Raw genomic sequence first — 14,528 nt, forward strand, 5'->3', positions numbered from 1 at the left:
CGGGTTGCTTCCGGTCCACTGGTGCGGAACGCTCGAACGCGGGCGTCGGATCGAGCAGAGGTGTGAGGTGACGGGCGCGCGGCGCGTGCCTCGAGTGATGGACAAGCCGGAGTGCACCGTCGCGGTAGCGCCGTATCCCGGGCTGGCGTGGGCGTCCGCGCCCTACCCGGCCGTGCTGACCACGGCCGACGGGCGGCTCGACGACCTGAACCAGGCTGCGGAACTGCTGTTTTCCCGCGACGGCACGGATTTGCCGCAGTGGCTTGCCCAGGCGGACCCGGCCGGGCCCGCGGTGTCGGGGCAGGTGGGCGGGTGCGGCTACCGCGCGCACCCGGTCCGGCTCGGTGACGACAGGGTGAGCTGGTGGCTGGTCAAGGACACCGACAACACCGACAACACCGAGGACACCGACGTCCGGCTGGTCCGCGACGAACTCCGGGCCGAGCGCGAACGCGCCGCCTTCCTCAGTGAAGCGTCGAACGCGCTGCTGTCCTCGCTCAACCTCAAGCGCTGCATGGCGGTCACCGCGGAGCTGACCGCGGGGCACCTCGCCGACGCCGCGGTGGTGATCGCGCCCGCGGTGAAGCGCCGTTTCCCGGTGGTGACCTGCGTGCGCGACGGCCGGCCGGAGCACGCCGAGCTGCTGGTCAATCCCGACGAGGTCCCCGGGCTGAGCGAGGCGCTGCAAGGCTTCCCGCCGGTGCCGTCGCGGTGGATCGATCCGCGGTCGGCGCCGGACTGGCTGCGGCCGCGGGGCTTCGACGAGGCAGGCTCGATCGTGATCACCCCGCTGCCGGGCCAGGGCGTGCCCGCCGGCGCGCTGATCCTGGTGCGCCGCCGCGAACACCAGGGTTTCTCGGCCTCCGAGGAGATCTTCGCCCGGCTGTTCGCCGCGCGCGCCGGGGCGGCGATGTCGGCCGCCCGCCTGTTCGCCGAGCAGACCTCGATCACCGAGACCCTGATGCGCGACCTGCTGCCGCCGTTGGTGCACCACGTGGCCGGGGTGGAGTTCGCCGGCGGGTACCGGGCCGCGCGGGACCACGAGCGGATCGGCGGCGACTTCTACGACGTGCACCCGGCGACCGGTGAGGGCGAGGAGTCGCTGGCCGTGCTCGGCGACGTCTGCGGCAAGGGCCTGGAGGCCGCGGTGCTGACCGGGAAGGTCCGCAACACCCTGCACGCGCTGCTCCCGCTCGCCGACGACCACCGGCGGATGCTCACCCTGCTCAACGGCGCGCTGCTGAACAACCGCGACACCCGGTTCGTCACCCTCGTGCTGGCCTCGGTGGTGCGTGACGGCGCCGGGGTCCGGCTGCGGGTGACCAGCGCCGGGCATCCGCCACCGCTGGTGGTGCGGACGAACGGCCAGGTGGAGGAAGTGGCGACGATGGGCACGGTGATCGGGGTGCTGCCGGAGATCGAGTCGGTCACCGCCGGGCTCACCCTGGCGCCGGGGGAGAGCTGCCTGCTGTTCACCGACGGCATCACCGAGGCCAGGGGCGGTCCGCTCGGCGAGACCATGTTCGGTGAGGAACGGCTGCACCGGATCCTGTCCGAATGCGCGGGGATGCCGGCCGAGGCCGTGGCCGAACGCGTGCGGATGCTCGCCGCGGAATGGGCGGGCCGCAACGCACACGACGACATGGCGGTGCTCGTGATCACCGCCCCGCGCGGGCAGCACCTGACGGCGGTGGGCGGGCACGGGAGAGGCAGGTACACCGCATGAGCACACCCGACGGACACCGGGAAGTCGCGGTCGCGCGGTTGTGGGACGCGGTGACCGCCTGCGACGAGCAGGCCGCGGTGGAGGCCGGCCTTGCCGCGCTCGACGCCGGCCTCGACCTGGAGGAGACCCTGCTCGACGTGGTCGGCGTGGTGCAGCACCGGGTCGGCCGGGAATGGGCGGCCAACCGGCTGAGCGTGGCACAGGAGCACGCGGCCACCGCGATCAACGAGCGGGTGATCGCCGCGGCGGTGCACTCGCGGCCGCGAGCGCACCCGGTGCTCGGCCGGATCACCGTGGCCTGCGTCGACGGCGAATGGCACGCGCTGCCCGCCCGGCTGCTGGCCGAAACGCTGAAACTGCGCGGATTCGCGGTGGACTACCTCGGCGCCCAGGTGCCCACCCCGCACCTGATCACCCACCTGCACCAGACCGGGCCGGACGCGGTCGCGCTGTCCGGTTCGCTCGCCACCCGGCTGCCCACCGCGCACATCACCATCACCGCCTGCCAGTCCGCGAGCGTGCCGGTGATCGCCGGTGGCGCCGCCTTCGGCTCGGACGGCCGGTTCGCCGGCTTGCTCGGCGCGGACGCCTGGGCACCCGACGCCCGGTCCGCGGCCGATCGCCTCGCCACCTCGCCGCTGCCCATGCCGCGTCGTGGTCGCGTGCTGCTCGACGATCTGCCGCACCTGGCCGACCAGGAGTACACGATGGTCGTGCGCACCGCGCCGGACCTGGTCCGGGCGGTCTACCGCGGGCTGGAGGAGCGGCTGCCCGCGATGCGCGACTACACCGAACTCCAGTTGCAGCGCACCACCGAGGACCTCGCGCACATCGTCGACTTCCTGGCCACGTCGCTCTATACCGGTGACGACGAGCTGTTCTTCGGATTCCTGGGCTGGACCGCCGAAATCCTCGCGGTGCGCGGGGTGCCACCCGCGTGCCTGCTGCCCACGCTGGAGCTGTTCGCGACGGAACTGCGCGACTTCGCCAGGGCGGCGCCGCTGCTCGCCCGTGCGCGCGACCACCTGGGGAGAACCGTGTGACGACCATTGTGTTCGACACGCTCACCTGCACCTGGACCACCCCGGAGGAACAGACCGCGCTGCTGCGGCTGGACGGCGATCTCGACCATTCCTGCTCGGCGGAGTTCGCCGAGCTGATCGCCACGCGGCTGGCCGCCACGCCGGGCTTGCGAACGCTGCGGCTGGACTGCGGCGCGCTGGGCCGGTGTGATACGAGCGGGTTGTCGGCGCTGCTGATGACCCGCCGGCACACCGAGGCCGCCGGAGTGGTGCTGCGCCTGGACAATCGCGGGGCCGCACTGGAGCGGTTGCTCGGGGTGACCGGAACCCGCTACTACCTGACCGGTGAGGCCGCGGCCGACCGGGAACGGCGCGACACCTGAGCTGCCGTGGCGAAAACGAAGGGAGCACCGATGCCAGCCGAGTCCAACGTGCCCGGAGGCTCCGCGAACGGGCAGGGACAGTGGGAAAGCGAGCGCCAGCTGTGGTCGGCAGCGCCGGCGGAGGACCGTGACGGGGTCGTGCTTCTCACGCTCACCGGGGAACTGGACCTGGCTGCCGCCGAAGACCTCGATCGTCTGCTCGGCGAATCACTCGACTCCGGTCGTGAGGGCCTGGTCGTGGACATGACCGGCGTGAGCTTCTGCGACTCCAGCTGCCTGAACGCCCTGCTGGGCGCCGCGCGCCGGGCACGCGCGGCCGGGGCGGGTTTCGCGCTGGTGGCCGTTTCGCCCGCGGTCGTCCGGCCGATCACCGCGCTGAACCTGGGGCAGTTGCTGCCGATGACCGGCAGCGTGCCCGAGGCCGTCGAGCTGGTCCGCACGCGGTGACCACCGCCGGACCGAACCGGCGGTCATCGTCGCTCAGCCGGACGCGCCCGGCACGCCGTTGACGTAGCGGAGGTGGCGGTTGCCGGTGGAACTCATCGCCGGGTCCTCCGTGGCTCGTGCGGCACCATGCCCTGTTACCGTCCAGTAGGGACCGGGAATCAGCCCGTGGGCAGTGAACACAGGCTCGGGCCGCCGAACTCGGCCGTTCCCGCTGTGGCCGGTCCACAACGGCGGAGGTGTGGCGTGGACGAGCGGACCAGCGCCATCGCGCTGCACGTGGTGCGGGCACTGGCCAGCGATCCGGGCGTGCTCAGCCGGGTGGTCGACGCCGCCCGCAGCAACTCGCCCGAGGTGGCGCGGCTGCCCGCGGAGGAGAACCGCAGGCACATCATCACCCTGCTCACCGAGGCCGTGGCCCATCTCGAACGCGGGGACGTGCACGAGACCGGTGACTTCTCGGCGGCGTTCGCCCTCGGCGCCGACCGCGCGGCGCAGGGCGTGCCGATCATCGACCTGCTGCGCGGGGTGCACGCGGGCCGCGCCGAGGTGACCCGCGCCGGGGTGGACGCCGCCCGCGCGATGGGTGTCGACGACGCGACGATCCTGGAGTTCATCGTCGACCTGGACCACTACGTCGGCGCGGTGCAGCGCCACATCGTCAGCGGCTACCACACCGCCGAACTCGAACTGTCCCGCACGGCACGCGATTTCAGCACCCAGGTCCTGCGCAAGCTCCTGCTGCCCGGCGAAGGCCCGCCCGACGCCGACGCGCTCGGCCGGGCCGGACTGCACCCCGAACGCCGGTACCACTGCGTGGTCTCCGCGGTGACCGATCCCCGCGACGCCAGGTCATTGGAGCAGCAGCTGGCTTCTTCCGGTGGGGTGTACGGCTTCGTGGAAGGAACACTGACCGGTGTCGCGCCGCAGAGCCCGGCACTGCCCGAGGACGCGCCGCTGGTCGTAGCCTCGCCGGCCAGGCCTCTGCCGGCGCTGCGCGAGACCTATCCCTTGTGTGCCCAGGCGCTGAAGGTCGCCGCCGGGCGCGGACTGCGCGGCGTCCGGCCGCTGATCGGCCTCGCCGCCGAAACGGCGCTCGCCGCCCACCCGGCACTGGCCCGCACGCTCGTCGGCGAACTGCTGGCACCGCTCGATCCCGCCAACGAGTTCCACCAGGAGATCGCGGCCACGGCCGTCGCCTTTCTCGACCACGGCTGCGTGATCAACGCGACCGCCAAGGCGCTCCACATCCACGCCAACACCGTTCGCTACCGCCTGGACCGGCTGCACGAACTCGTCGGCATCGACGTCAACGACCGGTCGTACCCGTACGTGGTGACCGCGATGCAGACGTGGTGGGCGCTGCGAACCTGGCTCCAGGCTCGGTAAAACTTTCCACCCCGCGGGCGTCCTCCGCTTAGTCTGACCCCGTGATCACTCTCGATGACGTGCTGCGCGCGCTGCCTCTCCGCGACCTTCGTGGTGACGTGGGCACAAAAGCCACGAAGAAGGGCGGGGCCACCGCACTGCTGGACCTGGAGCCCGCGGCGGAGTTCGAGGCGGTCGACGCGATCTCCGAGAAGATCAGGACGAGCGACGATGCGCTGGACTTCCCGGACCTGGTTCCGTTGTGCTACGAGAACATCGTGCTCGGCGTCCAGGCCGAGTTCGAGGAGCGCTTCGGCACGGGGACACCGCCGATCCGGGTGGTGGTGCGGGAAGTGCTGCCGCACATCATCGAGACGAACGAGATGAACAACCGCCACGCCGGCCGGAGGGCGGTCCGGAGCGGGTTCGAGGCCCTGGTCGCGGCGAAGGTCGCGGTGGGGGACGAGTGCCTGGCGCCCGCGCTCGCGCTCCGCTGGTACGACGACGAACCGCAGCCCGGCCTGGTCGAGGTGAGGCTGTACGACCGGCACCACAGGGAACATCAGCTGATCGGCAAGGTCCCGTACTTCGATTCGAAGGAGGACCTGGACCCGTCGTCGTCCTACCCGCTCGCTGTCGGTGTGCCGGTCGTGGTCCGCGAAATCCACGGCGACACGGCCATCGTCGAGTCGCTCCACCACCTCGACGACGAGAAGGAGGACTTTCGCCGGTTCGACGTCCGCAGCGGCAGGCTCTACTGAGCCGCGGTGTTCAATCAGTGATTGATTTTGCCGTCGCGGATGTGGTGCACTGGCCCGCATGCCAGGCACCGACGCCACCACCCGCGAGCGGCTGCTGACCGTCGCCGAGCGGCTGTTGCTGGAATCCGGTTACGACGCGGTGTCCGCCCGCGCGATCAACAGCGCGGCCGGTATGAACCCGGCGGCCGTGCACTACCACTTCGGGTCGAAGGACGCGCTGATCGCGGCGCTGCTGGAAGCCCGGCTGGCGCCGGTGTGGCAGCGGCGGCTGGACGAGGTCACCGAGCGGCGGCGCGACGGCTGGGTGCCCACCGTGCCGGAACTGGTCGACCTGGTGGTGACACCGCTGGCCGAGCTGGCCGCTGACCCGGTCGGGCAGCTGCGGTTGCGCCTGCTCGCCCGGTTTGTGCGAGACCGTCGTGAACCGGCGTGGACCTCGCGGTGGTTCGGCCTGGCGCCGTGGGTTGAGCTGCTGCGGGACGCGCGGCCGGAGTTGCCGAAGCGGGCGGCGGCGCAGCGTTGGCTGCTCGCTTTCGGGCTGGTGCTGGAGTTCTTCGCCGACACCGAGCGCGGAGTTCCGGTCACCACCCTGCGCGCGTTTGTCACGGCGGGATTGGCGGAGTCATGACCTCGCCTGTCTTCGAGCCCGCGCGCCTGGGGCCGGTGCGGCTGCGCAACCGGATCATCAAGGCGGCGACCTTCGAAGGCGCCACTCCGGATGCCGTGGTCACCGACCGGCTGATCGAGTTCCACCGGCGGGTGGCCGCCGGGGGCGCGGGAATGACGACGGTCGCCTACTGCGCGGTGTCACCGGAGGGCCGGACCGACCGGCACCAGCTCTGGATGCGCGACGAGGCCGTGCCGGGCCTCCGGCGGCTCACCGAAGCGGTGCACGCGGAGGGCGCGGCGGTGAGCGCGCAGATCGGGCACGCGGGGCCGGTGGCGAACGCGGCCTCGAACCGGTTGCCCGCCCTGGCGCCGGGAAGATTCCCGAATCCACTGGGCATGCGGATGACCCGATCGGCCACAGTGGACGATCTTTCCCGCGTCGTGCGCGCCCACGCTTCGGCCGCGCTTTTCGCCGTGGAGGCCGGTTTCGACGCCGTCGAGATCCACTTCGGACACAACTACCTGGTCAGCGCGTTCCTGAGTCCTCGCCTGAACCACCGGCGGGACGGATACGGCGGATCACTGGAGAACCGCGCCCGGCTGGCGCTGGAGATCGCGCGGGCGGTCCGCGACGCGGTGGGCGACCGGATCGCGGTGACGGCGAAGCTCAACATGGACGACGGGGTGCCGGGCGGGTTCTGGCTGGACGAGAGCGTCCGGGTGGCGCGGTGGCTGGAAGCGGACGGAACCGTCGACGCGCTGGAGCTGACCGCGGGCAGTTCGCTGCTGAACCCGATGTACCTGTTCACCGGCGACGCGCCGTTGCGGGAGTTCGCCGCGCAGTTCCCGCGGCCGGTGCGGTGGGGTGTGCGCGCGGCCGGTGGTGCGTTCCTGCGCAGTTATCCGTTCCAGGAGGCGTACCTGCTCGACCGGGCACGCCAGTTCCGTGCCGCGCTGGACCTGCCGCTGATCCTGCTCGGCGGGATCACGAAGCTGGAGACGATGGAACAGGCGATGGGGGAGGGGTTCGCGTTCGTCGCGATGGCGCGGGCGCTGCTGCGCGAACCCGACCTCCCGCGGCGATTGCGGTCGGGGGCGCGGTCGTTGTGCGTGCACTGCAACAAGTGCATGCCGACGATCTACCGGGGAACGCACTGCGTGCTGGCGGCCGGATGATCGCCGTGACGGGTTCCGCCTCGGGAATCGGCGCGGCGGTGGTGTCGGCGCTGGACGGCCGTGACGTGATCGGCGTGGACCTGCGGGACGCGGAGGTGCGCGCGGACCTGAGCACTCCCGACGGCAGGCAGCAGGCGATCGACGGCGTGCTTTCCCGGTGTGGTGGCGTGCTGGAGGGTCTGGTGCTGTGCGCCGGGCTCGGCCCGCACACCCCGGACCCGATGCGGATCATCGAGGTGAACTACCGCGGCGCGGTTTCCTTGCTGGACGGCCTTTTCCCGGCGCTGTGCACCGCGGCGGTGGCGGTGTCTTCGTCCGCCTCGACCATGGTGCGCTGGCGGGACAACCCTATTTCACGCTGTGAGGAGGAGGCGGCGCTGGCTTCGGCCGGGGAGTACCGGGGCCAATTGGCTTACGCCTGGTCGAAGAACGCCCTGACGGTGGCGGTGCGCCGGCGCGTTGCCGAATGGGGTGCCGCGGGCGTGCGCCTGAACACCGTCGCCCCGGGCGCCGTGGACACTCCGTTGCTGGACGCGGGCCTCGCGGACCCCCGCTACGGTGACGCGATTCGGAGTTATCAGGCGCCTATTGCCCGGCATGGGCAGTCGGAGGAGGTGGCCGCCTTGATCGTCTACCTGCTGGGCCCGCACGCCACCTACATCCACGGCGCCCAATTCCCCATCGACGGCGGCTCCGACGCCCTGATGCGCCCGACGGAGTTCTGACGGGCACCGACGTTTTGAGGGACTCGGCCGTCGGTGTCCCGGTGTCAGGTCTGGGACTTCGCCAGCAGTTCCAGGGCGAGTTTCTTCAACTCCGGACTCGCCGTGGCCGCGTCTCCCGAGTCGAACGGGGGATCCGGGGCGTATTCGACGGCCAGCTGGACCGCGCGGGCGGTGTGCTCGTCGGTGAGCAGGGAAGCCAGGTACAGCGCCATGTCGATGCCCGCCGACACGCCCGCGGCGGTGATCACCTTGCCCACCCGGACGTAGCGCTCGGCGACGTATTCGACGCCGAAGGTCTGCTCCAGGTAGTCCGCGGAGGCCCAGTACGTGGTGGCCCGTTCGCGGAGCAGGCCCGCCGCGCCGAGGATCAGGGTGCCGGTGCAGACGGCGGTGGTCCAGGTGGTGGTCCGGTCGATGCGCCGGATCCAGTCCAGCAGCACCGGGTTCTCCATCGCCGCGATCGTGCCCCGGTTGCCCGCGCCCGGCACCAGCAGCACGTCGAGGCGGCGCACCTCGGCGAGGGAGCGGTCCGCGATGACGGCGGCCTGCCCGGTGTCGGTGCGCACCGGGCCGCGGCGCTCGGCGATCATGGTCACCGTCGCTCCGGGGACCCGGGACAGCAGCTCGGCCGGTCCGGTCGGGTCCAGCAGGCTGAACCCGTCGTAGAGCAGGATACCGATCCGCGGCCCTTCACCGGCGGGAGCGGCGGTCGCGGTCGAGGCCAGGCCCAGCGCGAGACCGGCGCTCGCGCCCGCGGCCAATACGGTTCTCCGTGTGGTGGTCATGCTCCGGCAGTCTGGGCACCCTGGTCACGCCGCGGTGGCGGGATGTCCGTCCGCTTGCGAAGGATGTCCCCGGTGATGCCGTACCGGTCGAGAAAGGCGTGCCGGAGGGTGGCCGCGGAGCCCAGCCCGCACCGGCGGGCGATGGTGGCCAGCGGCAGGTCGGTGCCGATGGCCAGGTGCGCGGCCGCCTCGGTGCGGGTGGCCCGCACGGCCTTGGCGGGCGTGGTGCCCAGGTGCGTGCCGAACAGCCGGGACAGGTGCCGCGTGGTGATGCCCGCGCGGGCGGCCAGCGCCCCCGGGCTGAGATCGGCGCCCAGGTTCGCGGTGATGTGCCGCAACAGGTCGTCCACCACCCGGTTCCCGGGCGGGGCGCTGACGAACACGCTGAGCTGCGCCTGATCGGCCGGGCGGTGCAGGTAGGTGACCAGCTCGCGCGCGACCTCGCGGGCGAGTGCGGGACCGTGGTCGTCCTCGATCAGCGCGAGGGTGAGGTCGAGCGCGCTGGTCACCCCGGCCGAGGTGTAGACGTTCCCGTCCCGGATGTAGAGCGGGGCCGGATCGACCTCGACCGCGGGAAAGGCCTCGGCCAGCAGGGCGCTGTACCGCCAGTGCGTGGTGACCCGCCTGCGGTCGAGCAACCCGGCCGCGGCCAGCACGAACGCACCCGTGCACACCGACCCGTACCGGCGGCTGCGGCCGGCCAGGCGGCGGAGCTGGGCCAGCATCGTCTCGTCGTGCGCGGCGGTTTCGGCACCCGCGCCACCGACCACGAGCAGGGTGTCGATCGGGCCCGTCACCGTCGCGATCCGGCGTGTTCCGGCGAGCTGGAGCCCCGAGGACGTGCGGATCGTGGCGCCCCTGCCGGTGACCAGGTCGATGGCGTAGGGCGGGTCCGCGCCGTGGGAGTTGGCGATCTCCAGCGCGCCGGCCGGAGAGGCCGCGTCGAGGATCTGAGCACCGTCATAGGCGACGATCACCATCCGGCGGGTCCGCACACCGTGAGCTTAAGCGAAGATCTCGTGCACACCGGTGACCGATTCGGGGCCGTAGGCGACGGAGCCGACCGGGACCCGATGCTCGACGGCTTCGAGCACCTTGGCGGTCCACACCGGGCCGAAGCCGCCGCACAGTTCGATCAGCTGTGCGCCCTCGTCGACCAGGCGGCGGGCGATTCCGGGTGCGCCTTCGGGCCCGGGCAGGCCGACCAGCACCGTGCGGCAGCGCCCGGTGTCGGCGACGGTGGTCTCGCCCGCCGGGTCCGCGCCCGTCGCGGTGTAAATGAATCCCCAGTGCCGCAACGACATCCTGACTCCCTGGAATCTCCTATGTGGACGGTCCCAGTCCAGCGGGGGAGGGGCGCCCGTGTCCATCAGGAGTTACCGCACGGTCGTGCGTTCCGGCCGCACGCGCCAGCTCAGCGGCCAGATCGGCGCACGCGCGGGAGTGCTGTGAGTCCTGCCATACCAGCGCGTGCCGGACGACCGGTGAGTCGCGCAGCGGGAGCCAGCGCTGCCCGTCTCCGGCGGACCACCGCGGCCGCAGGGCCACCACGTCCGGCGCCCGCAGCGCCCCGGCGAACAGGGCGCGGCGTGGCGGTCCGTGAAGGATCCGCCGTGGGGTCCAGCCCGCTTTCTTGGCCAGTGCGAGCACCTCGTCGTGGTAGCCGGGCGCGAGTGCGCGGTCGAACCACAGCAGGTCGTTGCCGGACAGGTCGGCCCACGACACCTCGGTCCGTGACGCCAGCGGATGCGCGGAATCGACCAGCACCCCGAGCTCAGCCGTGCTCACGATCGCGACGGTCAACGCCGGGTCGACCGGCAGCACGACCAGCCCGGCATCGAGTTCGCCGGAGCGGATCCGGGTCAGCTGGGCGCTCACCGGGAGGTCGTCGACCTGCCGGAGCTTTCGCGCCAACAGGGCCGCGACCGCCGGTGGTGATCCGGGCGTGACGGCCAGGCGCAACCCCTCGGCGGCCGGGAAGCGCGCCGCGTGCAGCGCGCGCTCGGCCTGACGCAGCGTCCGCTCGGCTTCGGGCAGCAGGGCCCGGCCCGCCTCGGTCGGCTCCATCCCGTTCGGCCCGCGGACGAACAACGCCGTGCCGACCTCACGCTCCAGCGCGATGATCTGCTGGCTCAGCGAGGTCGGCCGGAGGTGCAGCCGGGCCGCGGCCCTGGTGAGGTTCCGTTCCTCGGCCACCGCGCGGAAGTACCGCAGCTGACGAAGTTCCACCCGGCCACCCTAAGCCGGGCGCCCGGCTGATCCGGCGCCGGAAGGGACGCTGCTCACCTGGACAGTCCGGGCCGCCGGTCGCCCAGTGCGTGGTTGCGCGGGGACAGGCGCTTGTCCCGCCCGCGCCGGAGGTCGAGATCGGCGGTGGTGCCCCGGAGCCAGCCGTGGTCGTCGACCAGGGTGCTGCCGCCGGTCCAGGTGATGCCGCGTTCGGTGCCGTCGCGGTCGCTGATCGCGACGCACAGGCGGTTCGTGCGGGCCGCGGCCATGGCGATGATGGTTTCCGGCGGGTGCTCACCGGGCGGCCGCTCCACCAGCGGCCAGTTCACCGGCGCCGCGATCAGGTCCGCCCCGCGCTCGGCGAGATCCCTGGTCAGCTCCGGGAACTCCAGGTCGTAGCAGATCAGCAGGCCGATCCGCCCGTGTCCGGTGTGGACGATCGGCGGAGCGGAATCCCCCGGCGTGAAAAGGAGTTTCTCGCGGTCCCACAGGTGGGTCTTGCGGTACACCACGCGCACGCCGGTGGCGTCGACCAGTGCCGCGCTGTTGTACAGGCGCCCGTCGTCGCCCAGTTCGGCGAAGCCGCCGATGACCACCGCCGGCCCGGCCGCATCGGCCCAGCCAGCGAACACGGGGTCATCGGCGGCAACACCGGCGGCGCGCGCCTCCGCCACGTCGGTGAAGGCGTAACCGCAGGTGGCCAGCTCGGGGAGCACGACGATCCGCGCGCCCGCCGCCACCGCGGCACCGATCGCGGCCAGTACGCGCCGCCGGTTGCCGTCGTGGTCGCCGATGACCGGGGTCACCGGCGCGCAGCACACGACCGTCACGACAGCTGCGGCGGCGGGTCGTCCCGCAGCAACTGGGCCAGCACGTCGAACTCGTTGAACAGGTTCCACTCCTCGACGATCCGGCCGTTGACGAAGTACAGCTGGGTGATGCCCCACAGGTGCGCGCGACGCCCGGTGGGCCGCCCGTACATCCCGTATCCCCGGTGCGTTCCGGCGCCTGACCAGCGCGCGGACACGCTGTACCCGTCGGCCGGGTTGCCCTGCCAGTAGACCTCGTCCACCCGCACGCCGAGATCGGGGAAGGTGGCCAGCAGGTTCCTGGCCTGCGCGCGCACGTCCCCGCGGCCGTAGCCGGTGCGGTTGGTGGTGCCGTGCCAGCGCACCGCCGGGTCGTAGGCGCGGTCGATGGCGGTGAGGTCACGGCGGTTGTAGGTGTCGTGGAACAACGCGCGGACCACGTGCTCCACGTCGGCGTCGTCCCCGGCCGGGTACAGCGCGGGCTTGCGGCCGCCGATCAGCCGGTCGGGCTCGGTGCTGACGCGCTCGGTCAGCGGCACGAACCCGCTGTCGTTGCCGAAGGCGCGCGCGGCGGCGGGCACGTCGAGCCCCATCTGCTGGAGCTTCGAGGCGAGGTTGTAGAGCACCCACTCCTCGTAGATCTCGTTCTCGCGGACCACGCAGTTGGCGATCACCCAGGTGTGCAGCCGCTTTCCGGTCGGCGGGCTCCACCGCCACGGACCGGTGTGGTGGCCGATGTTGATCGCGCGGTGCGAGGTCACGAACCCCTCGTCCTCGTTGCCGGCCCAGATCACGTCGTCGGCGTAGTGGCGGCAGTCCGGGAAGGCGTTGATGCTCTGCATCGTGCCGCTGACCAGCTGCTCCACCCCGAACGCGTACCCGCTGTCGTCGTAGAGGCGGCAGCCGGGACTGTAGGTGTCGTAGATGTAGCCGACGTCCTGGTCCTCCCAGATGCGGTGGGTGATCCGGACGATGTAGTCGACGATGTCGGTGTAGGTGTCCTCGAAGCCGCGCATCGGCTGGCGGCGGGTGCCCGGGGTGAGGTTGGGCGCGTCGGCGCCGTAGCCGGGGCGCAGCGAGATGCTGAAGTCGCCGGGCATGGTGCGCCTGCCGGGCGCCATCGCACCGCCAGGGCTGCCCGTGCCCGTCCGTTCCTTCTCGTCGGTCATTTCTCCTCCTGGTGAGCGCCGATGCGCAGCGTCGCGGTCGCGCGGTGCGCGGCCATGCCCTCGTAACCGGAGATCACGTCCACCGCGCCGGCCAGTTCCGGCGTGGCTTCGCGAGCGATCCGCTGGTAGGTCAGCGGTTTGAGGAAGCGCGACACGGACAGCCCGGCGCTGTGCTTGGCGCCGCCGGCGGTGGGCAGCACGTGGTTCGTGCCCGCCATGCCCTTGTCCGAGTAGGCCACGGTGCTCCAGCGGCCGATGAACAGCGAACCGTAGTTGCGCAGGGTGCTGAGGTAGTAGTCGTCGTCGGCGGTCTGCAGTTCGAGGTGCTCCGGCGCCAGGTCGTCCATCAGCCGCGCGGCCACGGACTGGTCGGCCGCCCACAGCACGGTGCCGTGGTCGCGCCAGGCCGGTCCGGCGATTTCGGCGGTGGCCAGGTCCTCGAGCTGGCGCTCGGCCTCCTCGATCACCGCTTCGCCGAGCCGTCGCGAGGTGGTGACCAGCGCGGCGGGGGAATCGGTGCCGTGCTCGGCCTGGCCGAGCAGGTCGGCGGCGACCAGCACCGGGTCGGCGCTGTCGTCGGCCAGCACGGCGACCTCCGACGGCCCGGCGAGCAGGTCGATCGCCACCTTGCCGAACAGCTGCCGCTTGGCCTCGGCCACGTACGCGTTGCCCGCGCCGACCAGCATGTCCACCGGCGGTTCGCCGAGCAGGCCGAAGGCGAGCGCGGCCAGTGCCTGCACCCCGCCGAGCACGAAGACCCGGTCGGCGCCGGAGAGCCGGGCCGCGTGCAGGACGGCCGGGTCCGGGCCGCCGCCGCGGCTGGGCGGTGTGCACGCCAGCACGGTCGGCACCCCGGCCACCTTGGCCACGCCCGCGGTCATGAACGCGCCGGCGAGCAGCGGGAAACGCCCGGCGGGCAGGTAGGCGCCGACGCTGCCGACCGGTACGTACCGCACGCCGGTGACCAGGCCGGGGGCCAGTTCGGTCTCGAAGTCGGTGAGGCGGGAGCGCTGCTGGCGGGCGAACTGGGCGGTCCGCTCGGCGCCGAGCGCGAGCGCGTCGCGCAGTTCGGGCGGCAAGCTGTTCCCGGCGCGGTCGAGATCGGCGGCGGTCAGCTCGACGTCTTCGCCATCGGTGCCGTCGAGTTCGCGGGCATAGCGCAGCACGGCGTCCATGCCGTCGCGCTCGATCTCGCTCAGCATGGCCGAAACGCGCTCGACGACCGCGGGGTCGCGCTGGGCGGGTGGTTTGTCCACAGCGGACTTGAGCACGTGGTACGAGCCGCTGAGCTGCGTCGGGGTGGAGGGACTCAGTCGCATGCG

16 protein-coding genes are annotated in these 14,528 nt (G+C 72.1%); 9 read left to right on the forward strand and 7 right to left on the reverse strand.

Features of this window, described 5'->3' with window-relative positions; genetic code table 11:
- The first annotated feature begins 97 nt into the window (after positions 1 to 97).
- From YIM_RS21190 to YIM_RS21230, 9 genes are all read left to right on the forward strand, one after another.
- Positions 98 to 1,726: a PP2C family protein-serine/threonine phosphatase gene (locus tag YIM_RS21190; protein ID WP_153032002.1), complete on the forward strand. Its 1,629-nt coding sequence runs from the start codon at positions 98 to 100 to the stop codon at positions 1,724 to 1,726.
- Complete coding sequence (locus YIM_RS21195; protein ID WP_153032003.1) at positions 1,723 to 2,769, forward strand: B12-binding domain-containing protein; 1,047 nt, start codon at positions 1,723 to 1,725, stop codon at positions 2,767 to 2,769. The genes YIM_RS21190 and YIM_RS21195 overlap by 4 nt, the downstream gene beginning before the upstream one ends.
- Positions 2,766 to 3,131 carry an STAS domain-containing protein gene (locus tag YIM_RS21200; RefSeq protein WP_228004868.1) on the forward strand — a complete coding sequence of 122 codons (366 nt, stop codon included), beginning with the start codon at positions 2,766 to 2,768 and terminating at the stop codon, positions 3,129 to 3,131. The genes YIM_RS21195 and YIM_RS21200 overlap by 4 nt, the downstream gene beginning before the upstream one ends.
- 30 nt (positions 3,132 to 3,161) lie before the next feature.
- Positions 3,162 to 3,578 carry an STAS domain-containing protein gene (locus YIM_RS21205; RefSeq protein ID WP_153032004.1) on the forward strand — a complete coding sequence of 139 codons (417 nt, stop codon included), beginning with the start codon at positions 3,162 to 3,164 and terminating at the stop codon, positions 3,576 to 3,578.
- Between the two features lie 243 nt (positions 3,579 to 3,821).
- Positions 3,822 to 4,964, forward strand: a complete 1,143-nt coding sequence (locus YIM_RS21210) for a CdaR family transcriptional regulator (RefSeq protein WP_228004869.1) — start codon at positions 3,822 to 3,824, stop codon at positions 4,962 to 4,964.
- 41 nt (positions 4,965 to 5,005) lie between these two features.
- Complete coding sequence (locus tag YIM_RS21215) at positions 5,006 to 5,704, forward strand: hypothetical protein (RefSeq protein ID WP_153032006.1); 699 nt, start codon at positions 5,006 to 5,008, stop codon at positions 5,702 to 5,704.
- A 58-nt stretch (positions 5,705 to 5,762) separates the two neighbouring features.
- Positions 5,763 to 6,332: a TetR/AcrR family transcriptional regulator gene (locus YIM_RS21220; protein ID WP_153032007.1), complete on the forward strand. Its 570-nt coding sequence runs from the start codon at positions 5,763 to 5,765 to the stop codon at positions 6,330 to 6,332.
- On the forward strand, positions 6,329 to 7,489 hold the full coding sequence (locus YIM_RS21225; RefSeq protein WP_153032008.1) for an NADH:flavin oxidoreductase: 1,161 nt from the start codon (positions 6,329 to 6,331) through the stop codon (positions 7,487 to 7,489). Before YIM_RS21220 ends, YIM_RS21225 begins: the two co-directional genes overlap by 4 nt.
- A complete protein-coding gene (locus YIM_RS21230; RefSeq protein ID WP_153032009.1) occupies positions 7,486 to 8,214 on the forward strand; it encodes an SDR family oxidoreductase in 729 nt (242 codons plus the stop codon). Before YIM_RS21225 ends, YIM_RS21230 begins: the two co-directional genes overlap by 4 nt.
- 44 nt (positions 8,215 to 8,258) lie before the next feature.
- On the opposite strand, the gene YIM_RS21235 is transcribed toward YIM_RS21230, so the two are convergent.
- From YIM_RS21235 to hisD, 7 genes are read right to left on the reverse strand one after another with little or no spacing between them, the layout of a single operon-like run.
- Positions 8,259 to 8,999, reverse strand: a complete 741-nt coding sequence (locus tag YIM_RS21235) for a DJ-1/PfpI family protein (RefSeq protein WP_153032010.1) — start codon at positions 8,997 to 8,999, stop codon at positions 8,259 to 8,261.
- Positions 8,996 to 9,979, reverse strand: a complete 984-nt coding sequence (locus YIM_RS21240) for a GlxA family transcriptional regulator (RefSeq protein WP_153037143.1) — start codon at positions 9,977 to 9,979, stop codon at positions 8,996 to 8,998. The genes YIM_RS21235 and YIM_RS21240 overlap by 4 nt, the downstream gene beginning before the upstream one ends.
- Positions 9,980 to 10,003: 24 nt before the next feature.
- Complete coding sequence (locus YIM_RS21245) at positions 10,004 to 10,303, reverse strand: DUF6506 family protein (protein WP_153032011.1); 300 nt, start codon at positions 10,301 to 10,303, stop codon at positions 10,004 to 10,006.
- Positions 10,304 to 10,322: 19 nt separating this feature from the next.
- Positions 10,323 to 11,228, reverse strand: coding sequence for a LysR family transcriptional regulator (locus YIM_RS21250; protein WP_228004870.1), 906 nt, complete (start codon positions 11,226 to 11,228; stop codon positions 10,323 to 10,325).
- Between the two features lie 53 nt (positions 11,229 to 11,281).
- Positions 11,282 to 12,058, reverse strand: coding sequence for a nitrilase-related carbon-nitrogen hydrolase (locus YIM_RS21255; RefSeq protein WP_153032012.1), 777 nt, complete (start codon positions 12,056 to 12,058; stop codon positions 11,282 to 11,284).
- Positions 12,055 to 13,206 (reverse strand): ester cyclase, encoded by a 1,152-nt coding sequence (locus YIM_RS21260; RefSeq protein ID WP_153032013.1) that lies wholly within the window; start codon positions 13,204 to 13,206, stop codon positions 12,055 to 12,057. Before YIM_RS21260 ends, YIM_RS21255 begins: the two co-directional genes overlap by 4 nt.
- A complete protein-coding gene (hisD, locus tag YIM_RS21265; protein WP_153032014.1) occupies positions 13,203 to 14,525 on the reverse strand; it encodes a histidinol dehydrogenase in 1,323 nt (440 codons plus the stop codon). The genes YIM_RS21260 and hisD overlap by 4 nt, the downstream gene beginning before the upstream one ends.
- Positions 14,526 to 14,528 lie beyond the last annotated feature (3 nt).

The sequence above is a fragment of the Amycolatopsis sp. YIM 10 genome (assembly GCF_009429145.1).
GTDB lineage: Bacteria > Actinomycetota > Actinomycetes > Mycobacteriales > Pseudonocardiaceae > Amycolatopsis.